At 68.8% G+C, this 22,561-nt stretch carries 19 protein-coding genes and 1 pseudogene; 15 read left to right on the top strand and 5 right to left on the bottom strand.

The genetic code is table 11. The features are described from left to right. Positions 1 to 36: 36 nt before the first annotated feature. From hemW to rph, 3 genes are all read right to left on the bottom strand, one after another. Positions 37 to 1,194, bottom strand: coding sequence for a radical SAM family heme chaperone HemW (gene hemW / locus ACKVMH_RS06385; protein ID WP_412699671.1), 1,158 nt, complete (start codon positions 1,192 to 1,194; stop codon positions 37 to 39). A gap of 178 nt (positions 1,195 to 1,372) precedes the next feature. Then, positions 1,373 to 1,969: an RdgB/HAM1 family non-canonical purine NTP pyrophosphatase gene (gene rdgB / locus ACKVMH_RS06380; protein WP_412699670.1), complete on the bottom strand. Its 597-nt coding sequence runs from the start codon at positions 1,967 to 1,969 to the stop codon at positions 1,373 to 1,375. Positions 1,970 to 1,974: 5 nt separating this feature from the next. After that, positions 1,975 to 2,712 carry a ribonuclease PH gene (gene rph / locus ACKVMH_RS06375; RefSeq protein ID WP_412699684.1) on the bottom strand — a complete coding sequence of 246 codons (738 nt, stop codon included), beginning with the start codon at positions 2,710 to 2,712 and terminating at the stop codon, positions 1,975 to 1,977. Between the two features lie 82 nt (positions 2,713 to 2,794). On the opposite strand from rph, the gene ACKVMH_RS06370 reads away from it, so the two are divergent. From ACKVMH_RS06370 to ACKVMH_RS06325, 9 genes and pseudogenes are all read left to right on the top strand, one after another. Beyond that, positions 2,795 to 3,655, top strand: a complete 861-nt coding sequence (locus ACKVMH_RS06370) for a YicC/YloC family endoribonuclease (protein ID WP_412699669.1) — start codon at positions 2,795 to 2,797, stop codon at positions 3,653 to 3,655. A 2-nt stretch (positions 3,656 to 3,657) separates the two neighbouring features. Further along, positions 3,658 to 4,278 carry a guanylate kinase gene (gene gmk / locus ACKVMH_RS06365; protein ID WP_215220256.1) on the top strand — a complete coding sequence of 207 codons (621 nt, stop codon included), beginning with the start codon at positions 3,658 to 3,660 and terminating at the stop codon, positions 4,276 to 4,278. A gap of 153 nt (positions 4,279 to 4,431) precedes the next feature. Then, positions 4,432 to 4,731 carry a DNA-directed RNA polymerase subunit omega gene (gene rpoZ / locus ACKVMH_RS06360; RefSeq protein WP_215219579.1) on the top strand — a complete coding sequence of 100 codons (300 nt, stop codon included), beginning with the start codon at positions 4,432 to 4,434 and terminating at the stop codon, positions 4,729 to 4,731. 110 nt (positions 4,732 to 4,841) lie between these two features. Beyond that, positions 4,842 to 7,025 carry a RelA/SpoT family protein gene (locus ACKVMH_RS06355; RefSeq protein ID WP_215219580.1) on the top strand — a complete coding sequence of 728 codons (2,184 nt, stop codon included), beginning with the start codon at positions 4,842 to 4,844 and terminating at the stop codon, positions 7,023 to 7,025. 75 nt (positions 7,026 to 7,100) lie between these two features. Further along, a pseudogene (locus ACKVMH_RS06350) lies at positions 7,101 to 7,463 on the top strand (RidA family protein); the annotation flags it as partial. A 209-nt stretch (positions 7,464 to 7,672) separates the two neighbouring features. Beyond that, positions 7,673 to 9,826: an ATP-dependent DNA helicase RecG gene (recG, locus tag ACKVMH_RS06340; RefSeq protein WP_412699668.1), complete on the top strand. Its 2,154-nt coding sequence runs from the start codon at positions 7,673 to 7,675 to the stop codon at positions 9,824 to 9,826. 33 nt (positions 9,827 to 9,859) lie between these two features. Beyond that, positions 9,860 to 10,813 carry a nucleoside hydrolase gene (locus tag ACKVMH_RS06335; protein ID WP_412699667.1) on the top strand — a complete coding sequence of 318 codons (954 nt, stop codon included), beginning with the start codon at positions 9,860 to 9,862 and terminating at the stop codon, positions 10,811 to 10,813. Positions 10,814 to 10,894: 81 nt separating this feature from the next. After that, entirely contained in the window at positions 10,895 to 11,137 is a 243-nt protein-coding gene (locus ACKVMH_RS06330; protein WP_215219584.1) for a type B 50S ribosomal protein L31, read from the top strand. Between the two features lie 248 nt (positions 11,138 to 11,385). Beyond that, the gene (locus ACKVMH_RS06325; protein WP_215219585.1) at positions 11,386 to 12,684 is read left to right on the top strand and encodes a citrate synthase; all 1,299 of its coding nucleotides are present in this window, start codon (positions 11,386 to 11,388) and stop codon (positions 12,682 to 12,684) included. 72 nt (positions 12,685 to 12,756) lie between these two features. Here ACKVMH_RS06325 and ACKVMH_RS06320 read toward each other — a convergent pair whose 3' ends face one another. Further along, positions 12,757 to 13,398 (bottom strand): hypothetical protein, encoded by a 642-nt coding sequence (locus ACKVMH_RS06320; protein WP_215220257.1) that lies wholly within the window; start codon positions 13,396 to 13,398, stop codon positions 12,757 to 12,759. A gap of 101 nt (positions 13,399 to 13,499) precedes the next feature. Continuing rightward, complete coding sequence (locus ACKVMH_RS06315; protein WP_412699666.1) at positions 13,500 to 16,019, bottom strand: penicillin-binding protein 1A; 2,520 nt, start codon at positions 16,017 to 16,019, stop codon at positions 13,500 to 13,502. 217 nt (positions 16,020 to 16,236) lie between these two features. Here ACKVMH_RS06315 and ACKVMH_RS06310 point away from each other — a divergent pair, with 217 nt between their 5' ends. The 6 genes from ACKVMH_RS06310 to ACKVMH_RS06285 all read left to right on the top strand — a co-directional run bounded on the left by ACKVMH_RS06310 (position 16,237) and on the right by ACKVMH_RS06285 (position 22,426). Beyond that, entirely contained in the window at positions 16,237 to 17,295 is a 1,059-nt protein-coding gene (locus ACKVMH_RS06310; protein WP_215219587.1) for a pilus assembly protein PilM, read from the top strand. Next, the gene (locus ACKVMH_RS06305) at positions 17,295 to 18,053 is read left to right on the top strand and encodes a PilN domain-containing protein (RefSeq protein ID WP_215219588.1); all 759 of its coding nucleotides are present in this window, start codon (positions 17,295 to 17,297) and stop codon (positions 18,051 to 18,053) included. Before ACKVMH_RS06310 ends, ACKVMH_RS06305 begins: the two co-directional genes overlap by 1 nt. After that, a complete protein-coding gene (locus tag ACKVMH_RS06300; RefSeq protein ID WP_412699665.1) occupies positions 18,050 to 18,709 on the top strand; it encodes a type IV pilus inner membrane component PilO in 660 nt (219 codons plus the stop codon). The genes ACKVMH_RS06305 and ACKVMH_RS06300 overlap by 4 nt, the downstream gene beginning before the upstream one ends. 34 nt (positions 18,710 to 18,743) lie before the next feature. Beyond that, the gene (locus ACKVMH_RS06295) at positions 18,744 to 19,265 is read left to right on the top strand and encodes a pilus assembly protein PilP (protein ID WP_251370682.1); all 522 of its coding nucleotides are present in this window, start codon (positions 18,744 to 18,746) and stop codon (positions 19,263 to 19,265) included. 19 nt (positions 19,266 to 19,284) lie between these two features. Further along, positions 19,285 to 21,222: a type IV pilus secretin PilQ gene (locus tag ACKVMH_RS06290; RefSeq protein WP_412699664.1), complete on the top strand. Its 1,938-nt coding sequence runs from the start codon at positions 19,285 to 19,287 to the stop codon at positions 21,220 to 21,222. 169 nt (positions 21,223 to 21,391) lie between these two features. After that, a complete protein-coding gene (locus ACKVMH_RS06285; RefSeq protein WP_412699663.1) occupies positions 21,392 to 22,426 on the top strand; it encodes an AAA family ATPase in 1,035 nt (344 codons plus the stop codon). Positions 22,427 to 22,561 lie beyond the last annotated feature (135 nt).

Here is a 22,561-nt window from a genome sequence, read left to right as displayed (position 1 = left end):
AGCGGGATATCGGCCGGGCCGGCCGGAACTTGAGGCTCACCCTTCGAGGAACAGCGCCACCACGTCATTGGTAAAGCGGCGGCCCAACTCCGTCAGTCGAACATGCCCGTCCTCGACCTGCAGCCAGCCGCGTCCCGTCGCCTCGGCCAGGATCGGCTCGATCACCGCGGCCGGCAGCCCGGTGCGTTGCTCGAACAGCCCGAGCGCGAACCCGTCCACCAGCCGCAACGCGTTGAGCATGAACTCGAACGGGCGCCGCCCCGGCGCGACAACCTCGTCACCGCCGATCGCGGCCGGCGTGCCGGCATCGGCGAGGTAGCGCGTCGGGTGCTTGTGCTTCCAGCGGCGCAGGATCGATTCGTCGTGCCCGAGGGTGATCTTTCCGTGCGCACCGGCACCTATCCCGAGATAGTCACCGTAGGTCCAATAGTTGAGGTTGTGCGCGCACTGGCGACCGGGCCGCGCATAGGCACTGACCTCGTACTGCGCATAACCGGCCCCGGCGAGCATGGCCTGGCAGCGCTCCTGGATATCCCAGCCGAGGTCCTCGTCGGGGATGCCGGCCGGCGGCCGCGCCGCGAACACGGTGTTGGGCTCCAGGGTGAGCTGGTAATGGCTGACGTGCGTCGGCTCCAGCGCGAATGCACGCTCCAGGTCGTGCATCGCCATCGCCAGGTCCTGGCCGGGCAGGGCGTACATCAGGTCCAGGTTGAAATTGTCGAAACCGGCCTCGCGCGCCAGGGTGACGGCCGCCTCGGCCTCCCGGCTGTCGTGGATGCGGCCCAGGCGCTGCAGGCAACCGTCGTCGAAACTCTGGATACCGAAGCTCAACCGGTTGACGCCTGCCGCGCGGTAACCCTCGAATCGGCCGTGCTCGGCGGTGCCGGGATTGGTCTCCAGCGTGATTTCGCAGCCCGGCGCGAACCGCAGCCGCGCACTGGCGCCCTGCAGGAACCGGTCGATGAACTCCGGCGGCATCAGGCTCGGTGTGCCGCCGCCAAAGAACACCGTCTGGACGGTCCTGCCCCACACCAGCGGCAGGTCCTGGTCCAGGTCGGCAAGCAGTGCATCGACGTAGGCCGCGAACGGAAGCTCACCCCGCCCCTCGTGCGAATTGAAGTCGCAGTAGGGGCATTTGCGTACGCACCACGGCACGTGCACGTAGAGGGACAGCGGGGGCGGGGTGAGGCTCACCGCCGCATTGTCCCATCCGGACCACGGTTCTGTGCGACCGAAGGCAACAAGTGGCGCGTCCGCCAAGACCCAAAGCACCCCCTCAAAGCGCGTGTCGGGTGAGCCGCACACCAAGCGAGTATCGGGGAGCGACTGTGCGGCTCACCCGACACGCGCCCCCGCGTCCCGCGAGCGAGTGCTAACTGGCCAACCGCTCCCGAAGAACCGCCAACGCCCGCCCACGATGACTGGCGCGCGCCTTCGCCGCCGGATCGAGTTCGGCCGCCGTCAGCCCGCTGTCCGGATCCAGGAACACCGGGTCGTAACCGAACCCGCCGTTCCCGCGCGGCGCCGTGAGCACACGCCCATGCCATTCGCCCTGGGCGATCAGCGGGCGCGGGTCTTCCGGGTGGCGCACCAGCACCAGCGTGCAGTGGAAATGCGCGTCGCGCTGATCGTCGGGCACGTGCGCCAGCGCCGCCAGCAGCTTGTCGATGTTGCGGCCCGCGTCGCTGGGCTCGCCGGCGTAGCGCGCCGAGTACAGACCGGGCGCACCGCCGAGCGCATCGACGCACAGTCCCGAATCGTCGGCCAGCGCCGGCAGGCCCGTGATCCGTGCGGCGTGGCGCGCCTTCAGCAGCGCGTTCTCCACGAAAGTCAGCCCGGTTTCCGGGATATCGTCGACGCCCAACTCGCCCTGCGCGACGAACGTGAAGCCGGCTTCGCCGAGCAGCCGATCAAACTCCGCGAGCTTGCCCGCATTGCCGCTCGCGACGACGATCCGGGTCGCGCCCACTGCGCTCACCCGGCGAGCGCCTCGCGCTGCAGCTGGACCAGCTGCGCAACGCCGGCTTCGGCGAGTGCGGTCATCGCTGCGAGCTCCTCGCGCCGGAACGCGTGGCCCTCCGCCGTGCCCTGCAGCTCGATGAAACCGCCGCCGTCGTTCATCACCACGTTCATGTCGGTGTCGCAGTCGCAGTCCTCGGCATAGTCGAGGTCGAGCACCGGCACGCCACGGTAGATGCCCACCGATACCGCCGCGACCGCGCCGAACACCGGCGAACGCCCGTGCGGGACCTTGATCGCGCGCGAGGCGACCAAACCGTTGATCGCATCGACCAGCGCCACGTAGGCGCCCGTGATCGCCGCGGTGCGGGTACCGCCGTCGGCCTGCAGCACGTCGCAATCGAGCGTGATGGTGCGCTCGCCGAGCACCTTGCGATCGACGCAGGCGCGCAGCGAACGGCCGATCAGTCGCTGGATCTCCAGCGTGCGGCCACCCTGCTTGCCGCGCGCGGCCTCACGGTCGCTGCGGGTGTGGGTGGCGCGCGGCAACATGCCGTACTCGGCGGTGACCCAGCCTTCGCCCTTGCCGCGCAGGAACGCCGGCACCCGGTTTTCCACGCTGGCGGTGCAGAGCACCCGGGTCTCGCCGAAACTGACCAGGACCGAGCCTTCGGCGTAGCGGGTGAAGCCACGTTGGATGCGCACTTCACGCAACTGGTCGGGCGCGCGGCCGCTGGGGCGCGTGAACGCGATGCTGCCGTCTGTCATGGCGCCGATTACCGTCTTGGGGGCGCGCGAGTTTACCATTCGCTCCTTGTCGGCCTTGGGATTCCAGATGATCCGCAGCATGACCGCCTTCGCCAGCGGCGAGCGCGCGACGCAATGGGGCACGCTCGGGTGCGAGCTGCGTTCGGTCAACCACCGCTTCCTCGAGATCGGGGTGCGCCTGCATGACGACCTGCGCGCGCTGGAGCCGGTATTGCGCGAGCGTGTCGCGGCACGGATCAGCCGCGGCAAGCTTGACCTGACCCTGCGCCTGCGTGCGCCGGAAGGCGAGGGTGGCCTCCACGTCAACCTGGTCCGCCTGCGCGAACTCAGTGACCTGGCGATCGACCTGGACCCGCGCTTCCCCGGCCTGCATACCGAGTTCACCCAGCTGCTGCAGTTCCCCGGCGTGCTGCAGGCGCCGTCGACCGACCCCGACGCGCTCAAGGCCGAGGCGCTCGCGCTGCTGGACGAGGTGCTCGACGAATTCGTTGCCGCACGCGAACGCGAGGGCGCGAAACTGGCCGCCGCGATCAACGAGCGCGTGGATGGCGTCGCCCGCATCGCCGCCGACGTGCGCGGCCTGATGCCGGCGATCCGCGAAGGCCAGCGCATCAAGCTGCAGGCCCGCCTGGCCGACCTGGCCCAGCCGGCCGACCCCGGTCGACTCGAGCAGGAGCTGGTGATCTGGCTGCAGAAGCTCGATGTCGACGAGGAGCTTGACCGGCTCGATTCCCATGTCGCCGAGGCGCGCCGCGTGCTCACGCTGCGCGAGGCCGTTGGCCGCCGGCTCGACTTCCTGCTGCAGGAGTTCAACCGCGAGGCCAACACCCTCGGCTCCAAGTCGGTGGACGCACGCAGCTCGGGCGCGGCGGTGGAGCTCAAGGTGCTGATCGACCAGGTCCGCGAACAAGTGCAGAACATCGAATGACCATGCGCGGAACGCTGTACATCGTCGCGGCGCCGTCGGGTGCGGGGAAATCGAGCATCGTCAACGCGGTGCTCGCGCGCGATCCCAACATCCGGCTGTCCATCTCGTTCACCTCGCGCGCGCCGCGCCCGGGCGAGCGGCATGCCGAGCACTACCATTTCGTCGATGCGGCCGAGTTCGAGCGCATGGTCGAGGCGGGTGACTTCTTCGAGCACGCCCGCGTCCACGGCGACTGGAAGGGCACCGCCCGCCAGTCGGTCGAGCCGCAACTGGCCAGCGGCAAGGACGTGTTGCTGGAGATCGACTGGCAGGGCGCGCGCCAGGTCCGGGCCAAGGTGCCCGGGGCGGTCAGTGTGTTCATCCTGCCGCCGTCGCGAGACGCGCTGGAACAGCGCATGCGGGTGCGCGGGCAGGACAGCGAGGAGGTCATCGCGCGGCGGCTGGCCGCCGCGCGCGAGGAGATGTCTCACTATGGCGAGTTCGACTACGTCATCGTCAACGAGCACTTCGCCACGGCGGTCGACGAGATGTGCGCGATCTTCACCGCCAGCCGGCTCCGCCGCGAGGCCCAGGTGGCCCGCCACGGCAGGCTGATCAGCCTGCTGCTGGCCAACGACGCCTGAAGCGGCATTTGCCAGGAGTGGCGGAAGCGGCACTGCGCGCGGCGCCTGTAAGTCATTGATTGGACAAGTCGATGCTTGCCTCTGGAGGCGGCGGTCGGCTACACTCCCGTCCCCTTTGTGTACGCATCGACGGCCCCGGCCGCCAGGAGCCCCATGGCCCGCATCACCGTAGAAGATTGCCTGGAAGTGGTCGACAACCGCTTCGAACTCGTAATGATGGCCGCCAAGCGCGCCCGCCAGCTGGCCAACGGCGTCGAGCCGCAGCTGGACAACAGCGAGTCCAACGACAAGCCGACCGTGCTTGCCCTGCGCGAGATCGCCGCGCGCAAGATCGACACCGATTACGTGGACGCGGTCGAGAAGGCCGAGCGCGAGCGCAAGGAACGCGAGGCGCTGGAGTGGGCCGCCGCGGAAGTGGTTGCCGACGACGACCTGTCCAAGGGCGACGACTGACCCGTCCCCCCACTGACGTGCCGCAGAGCCCCGCCAAGCGCGGGGCTCTTGGTTTCCGGACGCCTGCCCGCGCATTGCGCCGCGCCGCGCGGCGCGCGTAGATTGCCAGCATGACCCCCGCCGAGCCCGCCTGTAGCCGTTTCGATGTACCGGTCGCCGACGACGCGGCCCTGCCCGAGTACGTCCGCGAGTTGGAGCAGGCCGCCGCCTATCTGACCGAGCCCCAGCGCGCGATGCTGCGCCGGGCTTGGGCGATCGGCGCCGCGGCGCATGCCGGGCAGACCCGCAAGTCCGGCGAGCCCTACATCACCCATCCGGTCGCGGTCGCCTGCGTGCTGGCCGAGCAGCGCCTGGACGTCGAGACACTGGTCGCGGCGATCCTGCACGACACGATCGAGGACACCCCGCTCACGCGCGACTGCATCGCCGCGGAGTTCGGCGACACCGTGGCCGAACTGGTCGACGGGGTCACCAAGCTCGACAAGCTCCACTTTCGCGACCGCCAGGAAGCCGCAGCCGAGAGCTTCCGCAAGATGCTGCTGGCGATGTCGCGCGACCTGCGCGTCATCCTGATCAAGCTCGCCGACCGCCTGCACAACATGCGTACGCTCGGCGCCAAGAACGCCGAGTCGCGTGCCCGCATCGCCCGCGAGACCCTGGAGATCTACGCGCCCATCGCCCAGCGCCTGGGCATGAACCTGATCAAGGCCGAGCTGCAGGACCTGGGCTTCCGCGCGCTGTATCCATGGCGCCACGCCGTACTTGAAAAACGTATCCGCACCCAGCCGGTGGTGCGCCGCGAAGCACTGGTCCAGATCGAGGCCAACCTTGCCCAGCGGCTGGCCAAGGAGAAGCTGCCGCACCGCCTGATCAGCCGGGTGAAATCGCCGTGGAGCATCTACACCAAGATGCACGCCGAGCACAAAAGCTTCGCCCAGGTGATGGACGTGTTCGGGTTCCGGGTCGTGCTGCGCAGCGTCGCCGACTGCTACCACGCGCTCGGCGTGGTGCACGCCACCTACAAGCCGCTGGACGCGCGCTTCCGCGACTTCATCGCGATCCCGAAGGCGAACGGTTACCAGTCCCTGCACACGGTGCTGTTCGGACCCTACGGCTCGCCGGTCGAGGTCCAGCTGCGCACCGAGGAGATGGACCTGATTGCCGAGAAGGGCATCGCCGCGCACTGGTCCTACAAGGACGGCACCGAAGGCCCCAACAGTGCCCAGAGCCGCGCCCACAGCTGGATCAGCGGGCTGGTGGAGACCCAGCACGCGGCGGGCTCCTCGCTGGAGTTCCTCGAGAACGTCAAGGTCGACCTGTTCCCCGACGAGGTGTACCTGTTCAGCCCGAAGGGCGACATCATGTCGCTGCCGCGCAACGCCAGCGCGCTGGACTTCGCCTACGCCGTACACACCGATGTCGGCAACCAGGCGGTTGCCGCCCGCGTGGACGGCAAGCTGGTGCCGCTGCGCACCCGGCTTGCCAACGGCCAGCGGGTCGAGATCATCACCGCGCGCTCGTCGATGCCCAAGCCGCAATGGCTCGAGTTCGTCGTTTCCGGCAAGGCCCGCACGTCGATCCGCCAGCAGCTCAAGCACATCGAGCACGAAGACGCGGTGCAGCTTGGCCATCGCATGCTCGACCGCGCGCTCGAAGCGCAGGGCACCTCGCTCGAGCGCGTGCCGGCCGAGCGGGTCGAAAGCTATCTGCACGAGCACCGGTATCCGCGGCTGGAAGCGCTGCTGGCCGACATTGCCCTGGGCAACCGCATGCCCAGCCAGGTGGCGATGCTACTTGCGCGCGAGCCCGGCACGCGTGCCACCCCGGAGCGGTCCGGACCGGTGCCGCTGAGCAAGGACCGGATCCTGATCACCGGGACCGAGCGTGGCGTGATCACGTTCGCCAACTGCTGCCTGCCGGTGCCTGGCGACGAGATCATGGGCTACCACACCGCGGGCAAGGGGTTGGTGGTGCACCGGCTGGACTGTCCCAACATCACCGACTACCGCAAGTCGCCCGAACGCTGGGTGGCGGTGGGCTGGGACCGCAAGGTCAGCGGCGACTTCAGCGCCGCCCTGCGGATCGAGGTCGACAACCGGCCAGGCGCGCTGGCCCAGGTCGCCGCCGCGATCGCCGAGGCGGAATCCAACATCGACCGGGTCGAGTACCTCGAGCGCGACACCCACATCGCGGTACTGCGCTTCTCGATCGAGGTAGGCGACCGGCGCCACCTGGCCAACGTCATCCGCCGGGTTCGCCGGCTGGGCGTGGTGATGGGCGTCCAGCGCATCTGACCGTGCGGGCGGGCTGCTGGCCCGCCCCCGGCGGCACTCCTACAATGCGGTTCCACGACGCCGCCAGGAGCCACCATGTCCCGCACCCCGATCCAGACCGACCAGGCCCCCGCGGCGATCGGCCCGTATTCCCAGGCCGTCCGGATGGGCGATACGGTATTCCTGTCGGGCCAGATCCCGCTGGACCCTGCAACCGGCGAGATCGTCGGTGGCGACATCGAGGCGCAGGCGCGCCGGGCCTTCGACAACCTCAAGGCGGTGTGCGCGGCGGCCGGTGGCTCACTCGACGAGGTGGCGCGGCTCGGCCTTTACCTCACCGACCTGGGGGACTTCGCCAAGGTCAATGCGGTGATGGCCGAGTATTTCGACGCCCCGTACCCGGCGCGTTCGACCATCCAGGTCTCGGCGCTTCCGAAGGGGGCGGCCTTCGAGGTCGACGCNCGAGGTGGCGCGGCTCGGCCTTTACCTCACCGACCTGGGGGACTTCGCCAAGGTCAATGCGGTGATGGCCGAGTATTTCGACGCCCCGTACCCGGCGCGTTCGACCATCCAGGTCTCGGCGCTTCCGAAGGGGGCGGCCTTCGAGGTCGACGCGATCCTGGTCCTCGCAAACGCGTCCACCGCACACCGGGCCGGCTAGACCCGGCTTGGCCAGGCGCGCCGCCCGCCCCGCACCCGCCCTGGCGGCGGTCGGCGATACCGCGCTGACCGCGCTGGCGGGCTGCGGCCCGAAGGTGGTCGAGAAGCTCGCCGCGCGCGGCCTGGCCTGCCTGCAGGACTTGTGGCTGCAGTTGCCACGGCAGTACGAAGACCGCACCCGGCTGACCCCGATCCGGGCGCTGCAGCCGGGCGTGGCCGCGCAGGTCGAAGGCAGGGTCGAAGCGGTCGAACGCGGGTTCCGTTACCGGCCGCTGCTGCGGGTGGCGGTCTGCGACGACTCGCAGGGGACGCTGGTGCTGCGCTTCTTCCATTTCCGTTCGGCGCAGGTCAACCAGTTCCAGCCGGGCGTCCGGATCCGCTGCTACGGCACGCCGCGGCCCGGCCAGAACGGGCTGGAGATCGTCCACCCCAGCTATCGCATTCTCGATGATGCCGAGGGGGACGCGCTCGGCGACCTGCTCGACCCGGTGTACCCGGCCATCGAGGGTATTGGCCCGGCTGCGCTGCGACGGCTGATCGGGCTCGCGCTCGACCGCCTTCCCGAGGACGGCACGCTGGAGCTGCTGCCGCCGCACGTGCTCGCCTCCATGCAGTTGCCGCCATTGCGCGAAGCACTGCTCACCGTGCACCGCCCGTCGCGCGATGCGGACGTCGCGCAACTGCTCGAGGGGCGCCACCCGGCGCAGCGTCGGCTGGTGCTGGAGGAGCTGCTCGCGCACCACCTGAGCCTTCGCCGCCAGCGCATCGCCCAGCAGGCGCATGCCGCGCCGGTCCTGCACGACGACACGCTGGCGGCGCGCCTGCGTGCATCGCTGCCGTTCTCACTGACCGGCGCCCAACAGCGCGTGTTCGGTGAAATCCTGGCAGACCTCGCGCAGCCGTCGCCCATGTTGCGCCTGGTGCAGGGCGACGTCGGCAGCGGCAAGACCGTGGTGGCCGCGCTGGCAGCGATGCTGGCCGTCGCCCACGGCCGACAGGCCGCGCTGATGGCACCCACCGAACTGCTGGCCGAGCAGCACCTGGCCAACCTGCGCGGCTGGCTGGAACCGCTCGGCGTGCAGGTCGCCTGGCTTGCCGGCAAGGTGACCGGACGGGCACGCGCGAAGGTGCTCGAAGCGGTGGCAAGTGGCCAGGCCCAGGTGGTGGTTGGCACCCATGCGCTGATGCAGGAAGGCGTCGCGTTTCGCGACCTGGCCCTCGCGATCGTCGACGAGCAGCACCGCTTCGGCGTGCACCAGCGCCTGGCACTGCGCGACAAGGGGGTTGGGGGCGAGATCGGCGCGGGCGCCACCGTGCCGCACCAGCTGGTGATGACCGCGACGCCGATTCCGCGGACCTTGGCAATGTCGGCCTACGCCGACCTGGACGTGTCCGCGATCGACGAACTGCCGCCCGGCCGCACGCCGGTCCAAACGGTGGCGTTGAGCGCCGAGCGACGCCCCGAGCTGGTGGAGCGTATTCGTGCGGCGTGCGCGGAGGGCCGGCAGGCCTACTGGGTCTGCACCCTGATCGACGACCCCGAGGAGAACGACCGCCCCGGGGCGACGATGCGGATCGAGGCACAGGCCGCCCAGACCACCTTCGAGACGCTGTCGGCGCAACTGCCGGAGCTCCGGGTCGGACTGGTCCATGGCCGCATGAAGGCCGCCGAGAAACAGGCGACGATGGCCGCCTTCAAGGCCGGCGCGATCGGCTTGCTGGTCGCTACCACGGTGATCGAGGTTGGCGTGGACGTGCCCAACGCCTCGCTCATGATCATCGAGAACGCAGAGCGGCTCGGTCTGGCCCAGTTGCACCAGTTGCGCGGGCGGGTGGGGCGGGGCAGCGCGGCGTCGAGTTGCGTCCTGCTGTACCGGTCGCCGCTGTCGCAGCTGGCGCGGCAACGGCTCGAGACCATGCGCGAGACCAGCGACGGCTTCCTGATCGCCGAACGCGATCTCGAACTGCGCGGCCCGGGTGAGCTGCTGGGTACGCGGCAGACCGGCTTGGCTGGCTTCCGCCTGGCCGACCTCGCGCGCGATGCCGACCTGCTGCCCCAGGTCCATTCCATCGGCGAGCGCCTGGTGGCTGAATCGCCAACGGTGGCCGATGCGATCGTCGCGCGGTGGGTAGGCGGGGCGGTGCGCTATGCCGGCGCCTGACGCGCGGGTCGGGGCTCCCGGCATAATCGGGCAATGACCGACACGACCCCCGACACCGATCGCATTCCGCTGCTTATCGACACCGACCCTGGCGTCGATGACGCGCTCGCCCTGCTGATGGCCTTCAACGAGCCAAGCCACGAGGTGGTCGGGCTGACGATCGCGGCCGGCAATGTCGGGCTGCCGCACACCGTCGCCAACGCGCTCAAGCTGTGCGAAGTGGCCGGCGTGGACGTGCCGGTGTTCGCCGGATGCGCCACCCCGCTGCTGCACATGGCCGAAGATGCCGGCTACGTACATGGCCGCGACGGCTTCGGCGACATCGGATACACGCCGGCCGCGCGCCAGCCGGAGGCCGAGCACGCCGCGCTTGCGATCCTGCGCCTGTCGCACGAGTACGCCGGCCGCCTGCTGCTGGTCGCGCTGGGTCCGTTGACCAACCTCGCCCTCGCGCTCCGGCTGGATCCCGCTCTGCCTTCCCGCGTGGCACGGCTGGTGGTCATGGGCGGCGCGGTGACCGGGCGGGGAAATACCAGCGCCGTCGCCGAGTTCAACATCGGTTTCGACCCGGAAGCCGCCCACATCGTGTTCGATGCCTTCCCGAAGGTCGACCTGGCCGACTGGGAGGCGGTGATGGAGCACGGGTTCCCACACCGCGATGTCGAGCGCTGGCTGGCGTGCGGCCATCCCCGGGCGACGTTCTACGAGGAGATCTCGCGCAAGACCCGGCAGTGGGCGGGCGATAGCCGGGGCGATCGCTGGCATTCGGCCGATGCGTTGGCGATGGCCTACGCGCTGGAGCCGTCGGCCGCGCTGGAGGTGGTCGAACGGCCTTTGGCGGTGGAGCTGGCGGGCCACCACAGCCGCGGCGCAACAGTGGTGGACTGGCAGCGCCGCGGCGGCTCACCCGACAATGCCGCGATCCTGATGCGCTACGACCAGGCCCGGTTCGAGGCCCGCATCGAGGCCGCGCTGGCGGCGCGTTAGTCGTGCGCACAACGGGCTTGCGTCGCCCCGGGAACGGCCGCTATACTGCCGCGCTTCCCTCCGCATAATTGGTGAGTGCCAATGAAAGCCGGCATCCATCCTGAATACCGCGAAGTCGTGTTCCAGGACGTGACCAGCGACTTCCAGTTCCTGACCCGCTCGACCCTTGGCAGCAAGGAGTCGGTCAAGTGGGAGGACGGCAACGAGTACCCGTTGATCAAGGTCGACATCTCGTCGGCGTCGCACCCGTTCTACACGGGCAAGCACAAGATCATGGATACCGGCGGTCGCGTGGACAAGTTCCGCAAGCGCTACGCCAAGTAAGCGCAGTCACAAGCTGCATCCACGACGGTCGCCGCGAGGCGGCCGTCGTCGTTTCCGCCGCCCGGCCTTTGCGGGGAGGGCCGTGCCCCGGCCCGTCCTCCGCGGGAACGCTGTGTTGCGTCGTGCCACGGGGACCATGCGGTACGGCACTGTGCGATAATTGGGAGATCGCGGTGCGGTCCGCGTTCTTGTCCATCCCCCCTCCGTCCCCGACCGGTTCGCGGACGTGCAGACATGAGGAGTGCTTCGTGTCCGAAACATCTTCCAGCGCCCAGGCGACCCTTTCCGTCGGTGACAGCAGCGTCGAGCTGCCGGTCCAGCGTCCCACCATCGGCGCACCGTGCATCGACATCGGCAAGCTGCCCAAGGCCACCGGCCACTTCACCTACGACCCGGGCTTCACCGCGACGGCGAGCTGCAAGTCGGCAATCACCTACATCGACGGCGACGAGGGCGTGCTGCTGTACCGCGGCTACCCGATCGAACAGCTCGCCGAGCAGTCGAGCTTCCTCGAGGTGGCCTACCTGCTGATCAACGGCCAGCTGCCGGACCGCAACGAGTTCGCCTCGTTCGAGCACGAGGTCACGCATCACACGATGATGCACGAGGCCTTCAAGGGCTTCCTCGGCGGCTTCCGCCACGACGCCCACCCGATGGCGATGCTGGTCGGCATGCTCGGTTCGATGGCGAGCTTCTACCACAACGATCTCGACCTGGACGACCCGGAGCAGCGCCGCCTGGCCGCGATCCGCCTGATCGCCAAGGTGCCGACGATCGCCGCCGCCTGCTACCGCCACTCGGTCGGCTGGCCGCTGCGCTACCCGCGCAACAACCTCGACTACACCACGCGCTTCCTGCACATGCTGTACGAAGTGCCGAGCGAGCCGCTGGAGCTGAACCCGGTCGCCGCGAAAGCGATGGACCTGTTGTTCATCCTGCACGCCGACCATGAGCAGAATGCGTCGACCTCGACTGTGCGCCTGGTCGGCTCCACCGGTGCCAACCCGTACGTCTGCGTCGCCTCCGGCGTCGCGGCGCTCTGGGGACCTGCGCACGGTGGCGCCAACGAAGCCGTGCTCAAGATGCTCAACGAGATCGGCCGTCCGGAAAACGTGCAGTCGGCGATCGACAAGGCAAAGGACAAGGAGTCCGGCTTCCGCCTGATGGGCTTCGGCCACCGCGTCTACAAGAACTACGACCCGCGCGCTGCGCTGGTGCGCAAGATGACCCACGAGGTGCTCGGCCAGCTCGGCGTGAACGATCCGCTGCTCGACGTGGCGATGAAGCTCGAGGAAGCCGCGCTGAAGGACGACTACTTCGTCCAGCGCAAGCTCTATCCGAACGTCGATTTCTACAGCGGCATCATCTACAAGGCGCTCGGCATCCCGGTGGAGATGTTCACCGTGATGTTCGCCATTGCCCGGACCGCGGGCTGGGTCGCGCACTGGCTGGAGCAGCAGGACGACCCGGAGAACAAGATCGGCCGTCCGCGGCAGATCTACACCGGCTCGCCCAAGCGCGATTACGTCGGTATCGACGGCCGCTGACCGCACGCGACACCCGGTACACGGAAACGCCCCGCACTGCGGGGCGTTTTTCGTTCCGGGGCCGTGCGCGCATCAGCCGCCGTAGTCGTCGATCTCCTGCCGCGTCAGCAGCTCGCGCAGCTGCGTGGCGTTGGCGCGCTGCACCGGGCGCTCGTCGATCGCCGAGAGCGGCGCCTGCCTCAGCAGCAGGCAGGGCAGCACGGTCAGTTCGAACGCAAGGTCCTCGGCGGTGAACAACCACACCGGAAAGTCGCTGCTGCGCTCCCTGTCCAGCCGCAGGCGCCGCCCGCCGGCTTCGGCCGGGATGCCGCGCTCTTCGAGGAATCGCGGCACTGCGTCGGGATCGTCGCTGTGGACGAACAGCGTGACCGGGCTGCGCGCGTCGGCGGTGCCCTCCAGCACCGGTCCGACCAGCCGCGGATCGAACGGATCGAAGAAATCCAGGGCACGCAGCGCGGCTTCGCGCCGCCGGCGCAGCTCATCCTGGTGGTCGGGGCGGAACAGGCGCTGGTACTCGCGCAGCGCGTCCTCGATCTCACGGTTGCGCGGAAGCGAGGCGTCGTCGGAAATGCCGAGCCGCTGGGCAGCCTTGAGCTTGGCCTGGTGGTAGTCGCGCAGGCCGCCCTCGGCGATGAGGCGGGCGGCCTCGCCGGCGACCCGCTCACGGCGTTCACGGATGCGTGTCTGGGCATGGCGGGCATGGTGCCCCGCCATTTCCGCCTTGCCCTGGCTTGCCTGCTTGCGACGGGGCATAGCGACCTCCATCCGGGTGGACAGCATCGCGCCGGATGCCCGGCGCGTCCACGCTAGCACGCTCAGAAGATGTCGAACGTCTCCTCGGACTGGCGCGCGTCCGGGCCGTAGCTGTCGTACTCGGCATACGCCTGCATGCGTTCCAGGTCTTCGGTCTTGACCCACTCGGTGATGCCACCACCGCTCGCGGGCAGGAGGCTGCCGTTGGCCGCCACGCCGACCTCGACCATGCCGTCCGGCGGCAGGTTCTCGGCAACCGGACGGTCCTCCAGCGCAACCCGCATGAAGTCGATCCAGACCGGCAGCGCGGCCTTGCCGCCGTACTCGCCGCGACCAAGCGACTCGAAGTTGTCGCGACCGACCCACACCGTCGTCACCAGCCCGCCTCCGAGTCCCGAGAACCAGGCATCGCGATGCTCGTTGGTGGAACCGGTCTTGCCGCCCACGTCCTCGCGCCCGAGCACCTTGGCGCGGGTGCCGGTACCGCGCTGCACCACGTCACGCAGCATCGATTGGAGCTGGTAGGCAATGCGGCCGTCGATGGCACGCGGCGCGACCTTCATGTCGGCCGGCGGCTCGACCGGCGCGGCTTTCGCCTGCTGCTCGGCTGCCGCCGGTTCAGCCGGTTCAGCCGGTGCCGCGGCGGGCCCGAGGTTGAAGCCGCCGACGACCGTGCCGCCATTGGTATTGCCGGCCGCCTGGCGGCGCGCGCCGCCGCCGCCGCAGTACGGGCAGGCCGTGAGCGGGTTCTCCTCGAAGATCACCGCGCCGTCGCGGTCCTTCACCTGCTTGATCAGCCACGGCGTCACCCGGAAGCCGCCATTGGCGAACGCGGCGTATCCCCGCGCGATCGACAACGGGGTGAGCGATGCGGTGCCCAGCGACATCGAGAGGTTCGGCGGCAGCCGGTCCTCCTCGAACCCGAAGTGACTGATGTACTTGCGCGCGTAATCCACGCCGATCGCATCCAGCAGGCGCACCGACACCAGGTTGCGGGAGCGCACCAATGCCTCGCGCAGGCGCATCGGTCCGAGGAAACGGGCGTCGTCGTTCTGCGGCCGCCAGGTGTTGCCGGCGCGGTCACGGAACACCACCGGCGCATCGAGCACGATCGAGGCCGGGTTGAAGCCGCGCTCGAACGAGGCGGCATACAGGAATGGCTTGAAGCTGGAGCCGGGCTGCCGGGTCGCCTGGGTGGCGCGGTTGAACTTGCTGCCGGCAAAGCTGAAGCCGCCGGTCAACGCGCGCAGTGCGCCCGTGTCGGCTTCCATCGACACCAGTGCCGCCTGGGCGCGCGGGAGCTGGGTCAAGGCGTAGCGGGGCGTTCCCTCCTCGGCTGCGGCGCTGCCATCATCGGCTTCCGCTTCGTCGTCGATGCGGTGCACGCGCACGACGTCGCCGCGCTTGACCAGGCTGGCGGGGTTGCGGCCATTCCAGCCCTGGTCGCGCCCGAGCGTGAGCACCCGTCCGCTGCGCAGCACGACCGTCGCGGTGCCATCGCCGGTCTCCAGCACCAGCGCCGGCAGCATGTCGGTCTGGGTCGCGATCCCGCGCAGGCGTGCCTTGGCCGTCTCCGCGTCCTCGCCCTCGGCCAGTTCGAACTGCTGCTCGACGCCGTGCCAGCCGTGGCGGCTGTCGTAGGTCACCAGACCGTCGCGCACCGCCTGGTTGGCCGCGCGCTGCATCTCGGCGTCGATCGTGGTGACGACGTGGTAACCCTTGGTCATCGCCTCGGCGCCAAAGCGGTCGATCATCTCCTGGCGGACCATCTCTGCCACGTACGGGGCATAGAGCTGGATCGGTGGCTCGTGGGGTGTCGCGTGCATGGGCGCGCGCTGCGCCGCGGACTTCTCCGCATCGGTGATGAAGCCCAGCTCCGCCATCCGTTGCAGGATGTAGTCGCGCCGGATGCGCGCGCGCTCCGGGTTGCTGACCGGGTTGCCGCTGGAGGGGAACTTGGGAATGCCGGCAAGCGAGGCGATCTCATCGAGCGACAGCTCGGCCAGGTCCTTCCCGTAGTAGAACTCGGCGGCGGCAGTGACGCCGTAGGCGCGGTTGCCGAAGAAGCTGCGGTTGAGGTACAGCTCGAAGATCTGGTCCTTGCTGAGCTCGCGCTCCATCCGCCAGGCCAGCATCATCTCGGCGAACTTGCGGGTGTAGCTGTACTCGGTGCTCAGGAAGAACTGGCGCGCGACCTGCTGGGTGATGGTCGAGCCGCCGGGCACGCGTTCGTCATCAGTGGTCAGCAGCAACCATACCGCCCGGCCGACGCCGACGTAGTCCACGCCGCGGTGCTCGTAGAAGCGGTTGTCCTCGATCGCGATGAATGCCTGCTTCAGCCGCTCCGGTACCGCCGCGATCTCCACCGGATAGCGCCGGATCTCCCCGAACACCGCCATCAGGCGCCCATCGCTGGCATAGACGTACATCGGCTCCTGCATCTCGACGTCGTGCAGCGTCTCGACATCGGGCAGTTCCGGGGCGATCAGGTAATAGACTGTGCCGAGCGCGATCACGCATGCGACGGCCAGGCCGGCCGCGGCCAGGAGTGCCCAGCGCAGCAGGCGACGGAGTAGGGGCATCGAGCAGATCCGGATTGCGGGTGAGTGGGGTTGTGGAGTATAGAGGAGCGCGGGGACGACGCCGGCCGGGGAAACGAGTCGTTCGACCACCAGCGGCAGAAAGGAGCACTGGTGGGCAATTAGTGGATGGAATGGTTGCGGGGTCGTAAAAAGTCCGTTATCTAGGACGCGGCCACGGAAAGAGCGCTCAAGCGCCTGGTGGCAAGGGGAGATAACAGTGGGTGTCATTACCAAGAGCCAGCCGGCGCTCGTCGGCGTGGATATCAGTTCGACTGCGGTCAAGCTTCTGCAGCTGTCGCGGGCGGGCAACCGCTACCGCGTCGAGCATTACGCGGTGGAGCCGTTGCCGCCCAACGCGGTGGTCGAGAAGAACATCGTCGAGCCCGAAGCGGTCGGCGAAGCGATCAAGCGCGCGGTCGCGCGGTCCGGTACCCGGGCCAAGTACGCCGCCGCGGCGGTGGCCGGTTCGGCGGTGATCACGAAGGTGATCCCGATGTCGGCCGACCTGGAAGGCGACGACCTGGAAGCGCAGGTCGAGCTGGAAGCGGTCAACTACGTGCCGTACCCGATCGAGGAAGTGAACCTCGACTTCGAGGTGCTGGGCCCGGTGCCCGGCAGCAACGAGTCGGTGCAGGTCCTGCTGGCCGCCTCGCGCGCCGAGAACGTCGAGGTCCGCGCGTCGGCGCTGGAGATCGGCGGTTTGACGCCGAAGGTGATGGACGTGGAGGCGTTCGCGATCGAGAACGCGTTCGCGCTCCTCGCCGACCAGCTCAGCGCGCCGAAGGACGGCCTGGTCGCCCTGATCGATTCCGGGGCGACGATGACCACCCTCAACGTCATCCGCAACGGCCGCAGCCTCTACAGCCGCGAGCAGGTGTTTGGCGGCAAGCAGCTGACCGACGAGGTCATGCGCCGCTACAGCCTCAGCTACGAGGAAGCCGGCCTGGCCAAGCGCCAGGGCGGGTTGCCGGATACCTACGAAACCGAGGTGCTGGATCCGTTCAAGGAGGCGATGGTCCAGCAGATCAGCCGCCTGCTGCAGTTCTTCTACGCCGGCAGCGAGTACAACCGCGTCGACCAGATCGTCGTCGCCGGCGGCTGCGCGGCCATCCCGGGCATCGCCGGGATGATCGAGGAGCAGCTGGGCGTCCCGACCATGATCGCCAACCCGCTGGCCCACATGACCCTTGGTCCGCGCGTGCAGGCGCATGCCCTCGCCCAGGACGCGCCCGCCCTGCTGATCGCCTGCGGCCTGGCGCTGAGGAGCTTCGACTGATGGCACGGATCAACCTACTTCCGTGGCGTGCCGAGCGCCGCAAGCAGCGGCAGAAGGACGCCATGGTGATGCTGGCGCTCTCGGCGCTGGCGGCCGTGGTGCTGTCGTTCCTCATCGTCGGCTTCTACAACGGCCAGATCGACGGCCAGAACGAACGCAACAACTTCCTCAAGGCGCGCATTGCCGAGGTCGACACGCAGATCGCCGAGATCGACAAGCTCGACCAGCAGAAAGCGAAGCTGCTGGCGCGCAAGGAAGTCATCGAGAAGCTGCAGGCGAACCGCTCGCAGATGGTCCACCTGTTCGACTCGCTGGTCCGTACCATCCCCGACGGCGTGATGCTGACGTCGATCAAGCAGGACAACGAGATCCTGACCCTCGAGGGCCGCTCGCAGTCCAACGCCCGCGTCAGTACCTACATGCGCAACCTCGAAGGCTCCGGCTGGATGACCAACCCGGAGCTGGCGATCATCGAGGCCCGCGGCGAGGACAAGGGGCTGCCGTACGTGTTCAAGCTGCAGGTCAAGCTGGCCAACCCGAACGCGCCTCGTGACGAGGATGGCGATGGCATCCCGGACCCGCTGCCGGTTGACACCGAGGTCGCGCCGGTCGCGACGGACGTTGAAGCCGCGCCCGCCGCCATGTCGGAGATGCCCGCCGATACCGTGACGGCACCCGCCGCCGAAGGTGCGGAAGGTGGCGCGGTCGAGGCCGGTGACGCCGCGGAAGTTCCCGCGACCGAGGAGGCCGCGTCGTGAGCAAGAAGATCAACATCAAAGAGCTGGACTTCAACAACATCGGCGGCTGGCCGCAGCAGGCCAAGATCGGCCTGTGCGTGATCATCGGCATCGTGATCGTGGGCCTGGCCTGGTGGGTGTTCGTGCGCGACCAGCGCGAACAGCTCGCCGGCCTGGAGCGCACCGAGACCGAGCTGCGCGCCGAGTTCGAGACCAAACAGGGCCGCGCCTCCAACCTCGAGCCGCTGAAGCAGCAGCTCGCGCAGATGGAGCAGCAGTTGCAGCAGATGCTGCGGCAGCTGCCGAGCAAGACCGAGATGCCCGACCTGATCGTCGACATCTCCCAGACCGCGCTCGCCACCGGCATCAGCAACGAGCTGTTCCAGCCCGGTCCGGAGCAGCCCAAGGAGTTCTACGCCGAGAAGCCGATCGCGCTGCGCATGGTGGGCACCTACCACCAGTTCGGCGGGTTCGTCAGCGGCGTCGCCTCGTTGCCGCGGGTGGTGATCATGACGATGCACGACATCTCGCTGAAGCCGCGTGGCGAAGGCAAGGGCGTCGGCATCACGGCCAACGCTCCGCTGGAACTTGCGGGCACGGTGAAGACCTACCGCTACCTCGACGAGGAAGAAATCGCCGAGTCGACCGCGGCGCAGACCGGCAAGGAGGGGACCTGAGATGCGTGAGCTGACCGTTCGCGGCGGTGCATCGATGCCCCGCCTGATGCTGGCCTCTGCGGTGCTCGTGTTGCTGGCGGGCTGCTCGCGCGGCGTGACCAGCACCCCGGGCGAGGCGCCCAACCTCGAGAGCTTCGTGGCCGAGGTCAAGGCGCGTCCTGCGCCGCCGCTGGATCCGCTGCCGGTGATGCAGCAGTTCGAAACATTCGAGTACGCCGCCCAGGGGCTGCGTGACCCGTTCAGCAATGCGTTCACCGACCGCAGCAACGGCAGCGGTCCGCGCCCGGACTCCGACCGTCGCAAGCAGACGCTCGAGCAGTTCCCGCTGGACAGCCTCGACATGGTCGGTACGCTGGGCCGCGGCAACAGCGTCGTGGCACTGGTGATGGCGCCCGACAAGGTGACTTACCGCGTGCAGCCTGGCGCGTACATGGGGCAGAGCGACGGTCGCGTGACCGGCGTGTTCGAAGATCGTATCGAGTTGGTTGAACTGGTTCCGGACGGGGCGGGGGGTTGGCTGGAACGGCCGGCCACCGTCGTGTTGGAAGATCAATAAGGATTGGGGGATAGCACCGATGACCGTTTTCAAAGCCACTCGAGCGCTGCCTGCCCGGCGCCCCCTGTCCCGGGCGCTCGCGCGTACCGCCGGTTGCGGCCTGCTGCTTGGGGCGGTCGCCGCCTTCAGTGGTGTCCAGGCCGCATCGCCGGACGCCGCGGGCGGGACGTTCACGCCGACCTTCATCACGCAGATGGCGCCTGCCACCAGCCCGGACCCGGCCAAGCAGTTGCCGGGCACCATCTCGGTGTCGGATATCGACTTCAAGCGGGGTGACGGTGGCGCCGGCCGGCTGATCCTGCGCTTCACCGGCGAAGGTGCCGCCCCTGACCTGCAGACCCAGGGATCGCGCGTCGTCATCGACGTGGCAAACGCCTCGATCCCGGCCTCGCTGCAGAAGCCGATCAACGTGTCCGACTTCGCCACGCCGGTCGAGCAGATCGACGCGCGCAGCGCCGGTGGTGGCACCACGCTGGTGCTCAACACCGAAGGCGCGTTCGAGTCGATGGCCTACCAGACGGGCAACGAGTACATCGTCGAGATCGTGCCGCGCGCACCGGCGGCGGTGGCACGGACCGACAGCGGCGGCAACGCCGCGATGGGCCAGACCATCTCCACCACGAGCGACAGCCGCAGCTACGCGGGTCGTCCGGTCACGTTCAACTTCCAGGACGTGCCGGTGCGCACCGTGCTGCAGCTGATCGCCGAGGAGTCGGGGCTGAACATCGTCGCCTCCGACACCGTCACCGGCAACGTCACCCTGCGGCTGGTCAACGTGCCCTGGGACCAGGCGCTGGACATCGTCCTGCAGGCCAAGGGCCTGGACAAGCGACGCAGCGGCAACGTTGTCTGGATCGCGCCGCAGTCGGAGATCGCCCAGTACGAGCAGGACAAGGAAGATGCACGAATCGCGCTTTCCAACCGCGTCGAGCTGGTCACCGAGTACATCCAGATCAACTACCACAACGCCGCCCAGATCTATAAGGCGCTGACCGAGGCCAAGGGTGTCGGCGGCTCGGGCGGCGGCGGCCAGGGTGGTCAGGGCTCCAATGTCGACACTGGCTTCCTTTCGCCGCGTGGCCGCCTGGTGGCCGACGAACGCACCAATACCCTCATGATCAGCGACACGCCCAAGAAGGTCGCCGAGATGAAGGAGCTGATCCGCGTGATCGACCGCCCGGTCGACCAGGTGGTGATCGAGGCGCGCGTGGTCGTGGCGACCGAGAGCTTCATGCGTGAGCTGGGTGCGCGGTTCGGCCTGACCGGCACCAAGGACAACGTCGCCTTCGGCGGCAACCTCGAGTCCAACCGGCTGAACCTCAACGACACCACCCAGATCACCCGCGGCCTGATGACCGACCTGGCGGTGACCAACCCGGCCGGCGCGGTCGCACTGTCGATCCTCAACGCGGGCTACCTGCTCGACGTCGAGTTGTCGGCGATGCAGACGCAGGGCCGTGGCGAGGTGATTTCGAACCCGCGCATCGTGACCAGCAACCAGCGCGAGGCGGTGATCCGCCAGGGCCAGGAAGTCGGCTACGTGACCATCCAGCCTGCGCAGGCCGGTGGCGTCGCCACTCCGAGCGTGCAGTTCAAGGAAGTGCTGCTGGAGATGCGGGTCACCCCGACCATCACCAACGACGGCCGCGTGTTCCTCAACCTCAACGTCAAGAAGGATGAGATCGAGGGCTTCATCGACACCTCGATCGGCGACGTGCCGCAGATCAGCACCCGGTCGGTCAACACCGCGGTGCTGGTCGAGGACGGCCAGACCGTGGTGGTCGGTGGCGTCTACGAGTTCCGCGAGCGCGACGACGTCAGTAAGGTTCCGTTCCTGGGCGACATCCCCTTCCTGGGCAACCTGTTCAAGAAGAAGGGCCGCTCCAAGGAGAAGGCCGAGCTGCTGATCTTCGTGACGCCGAAGGTGCTCGAGGTCGCGCAGCGCAACCACCGCTGACCGCTGCGGACCGTGATCGGAACGGGGCCTTCGGGCCCCGTTTTCGTTGTGGGCGCGTTGGCCCCGCGCACGTGCCGGCCGTCGCGGAAGCTGAATCCCGGTCGCGCCTGACTGAACCCCGGCGGCTGAGTTGGGTCAAACTCGGGTCGTTCCCCACCCGAGGTTATCCATGGACGAGATTGCGACGCCGGGCTCGCCGCATGCCGGCGCTGCCGTGCCGGCCGCCGACGACCATGCGCGACTGCACGCCGCGTTCGGTCACCTGCGTGACGAGCTGGCTGGCGAGATTGTCGGGCAGTCGGCGCTGATCGAGCGATTGCTGATCGCCCTTCTGGCCGACGGCCACCTGCTGGTCGAGGGCGCACCGGGGCTGGCCAAGACCAGCGCGATCCGGGCGCTGGCCGCGCGGCTGGAAGCCGACTTCGCCCGTGTCCAGTTCACCCCCGACCTGCTACCCGCCGACCTCACCGGCACCGAGGTCTGGCGCCCGCAGGATGGCCGCTTCGAGTTCCAGCCGGGACCGATCTTCCACCCGATCCTGCTCGCCGACGAGATCAATCGCGCGCCGGCCAAGGTGCAGTCGGCCCTGCTCGAGGCGATGGGCGAACGCCAGGTCACCGTCGGCCGCGCGACCTATCCGCTACCGCCGCTTTTCCTGGTGATGGCGACACAGAATCCGATCGAGCAGGAGGGCACGTTCCCGCTGCCCGAGGCGCAGCTCGACCGGTTCCTGATGCACGTCCGGATCGGATATCCCGACGCCGGAGCCGAAACCGAGATCCTCCGCCTGGCGCGCGAGCGTGCACGCGACGCGATGCGCCCGGTGGCCACGCCTAGTTTGCGGCTCACCCAGGACGATGTGTTCGCTGCCCGCGCGGCGGTGCTGGACCTGCATGTCGCGCCGGCGGTGGAGCGCTACCTGGTGGAGCTGGTGCTGGCCTCCCGCGATGCGGCCCGGTACGACGCGGCGCTTGCGCAGCGCATCGCGTGGGGAGCAAGCCCGCGCGGGTCGATCGCGCTGGAGCGGTGTGCCCGCGCGCACGCCTGGCTGGCTGGGCGCGACTACGTGAACCCCGACGACGTCCGGGCGGTTGCACCGGACGTGCTGCGCCACCGCATCCTGCCCAGTTACGAAGCGACAGCCGAAGGTTGGGACGGCGCGCGCCTGGTGGACGAGCTGCTGGCCCGGGTGCCGCTGCCATGACGCTTCGTCACCGCCGGGGTGGAGGCGCGGCGTGAGCGACGGCATCACCCCGACGCTCGCCGAACTGGTCGGCCTCCGTGCGCTGGCCGGCGGACGCCGCCAGGCACGGCTGGGCCGCCACGGCACCGCGGGCCA

Source organism: Lysobacter zhanggongensis (assembly GCF_046638635.1).
Lineage (GTDB): Bacteria > Pseudomonadota > Gammaproteobacteria > Xanthomonadales > Xanthomonadaceae > Novilysobacter > Novilysobacter luteus.
This window is presented reverse-complemented; position numbering and strand designations above follow the sequence as displayed.

Bases quoted from the DNA above. Each gene is read 5' to 3' on its own strand.
- ACKVMH_RS06335 (WP_412699667.1), top strand. From the start codon at position 9,860: ATGACCGACACGACCCCCGACACCGATCGCATTCCGCTGCTTATCGAC.
- ACKVMH_RS06285 (WP_412699663.1), top strand. From the start codon at position 21,392: ATGGACGAGATTGCGACGCCGGGCTCGCCGCATGCCGGCGCTGCCGTG.
- gmk (WP_215220256.1), top strand. From the start codon at position 3,658: ATGCGCGGAACGCTGTACATCGTCGCGGCGCCGTCGGGTGCGGGGAAA.
- rpoZ (WP_215219579.1), top strand. From the start codon at position 4,432: ATGGCCCGCATCACCGTAGAAGATTGCCTGGAAGTGGTCGACAACCGC.
- ACKVMH_RS06370 (WP_412699669.1), top strand. From the start codon at position 2,795: ATGATCCGCAGCATGACCGCCTTCGCCAGCGGCGAGCGCGCGACGCAA.
- ACKVMH_RS06330 (WP_215219584.1), top strand. From the start codon at position 10,895: ATGAAAGCCGGCATCCATCCTGAATACCGCGAAGTCGTGTTCCAGGAC.
- ACKVMH_RS06320 (WP_215220257.1), bottom strand. From the start codon at position 13,398: ATGGCGGGGCACCATGCCCGCCATGCCCAGACACGCATCCGTGAACGC.
- ACKVMH_RS06305 (WP_215219588.1), top strand. From the start codon at position 17,295: ATGGCACGGATCAACCTACTTCCGTGGCGTGCCGAGCGCCGCAAGCAG.
- ACKVMH_RS06315 (WP_412699666.1), bottom strand. From the start codon at position 16,019: ATGCCCCTACTCCGTCGCCTGCTGCGCTGGGCACTCCTGGCCGCGGCC.
- ACKVMH_RS06355 (WP_215219580.1), top strand. From the start codon at position 4,842: ATGACCCCCGCCGAGCCCGCCTGTAGCCGTTTCGATGTACCGGTCGCC.
- ACKVMH_RS06290 (WP_412699664.1), top strand. From the start codon at position 19,285: ATGACCGTTTTCAAAGCCACTCGAGCGCTGCCTGCCCGGCGCCCCCTG.
- ACKVMH_RS06295 (WP_251370682.1), top strand. From the start codon at position 18,744: ATGCCCCGCCTGATGCTGGCCTCTGCGGTGCTCGTGTTGCTGGCGGGC.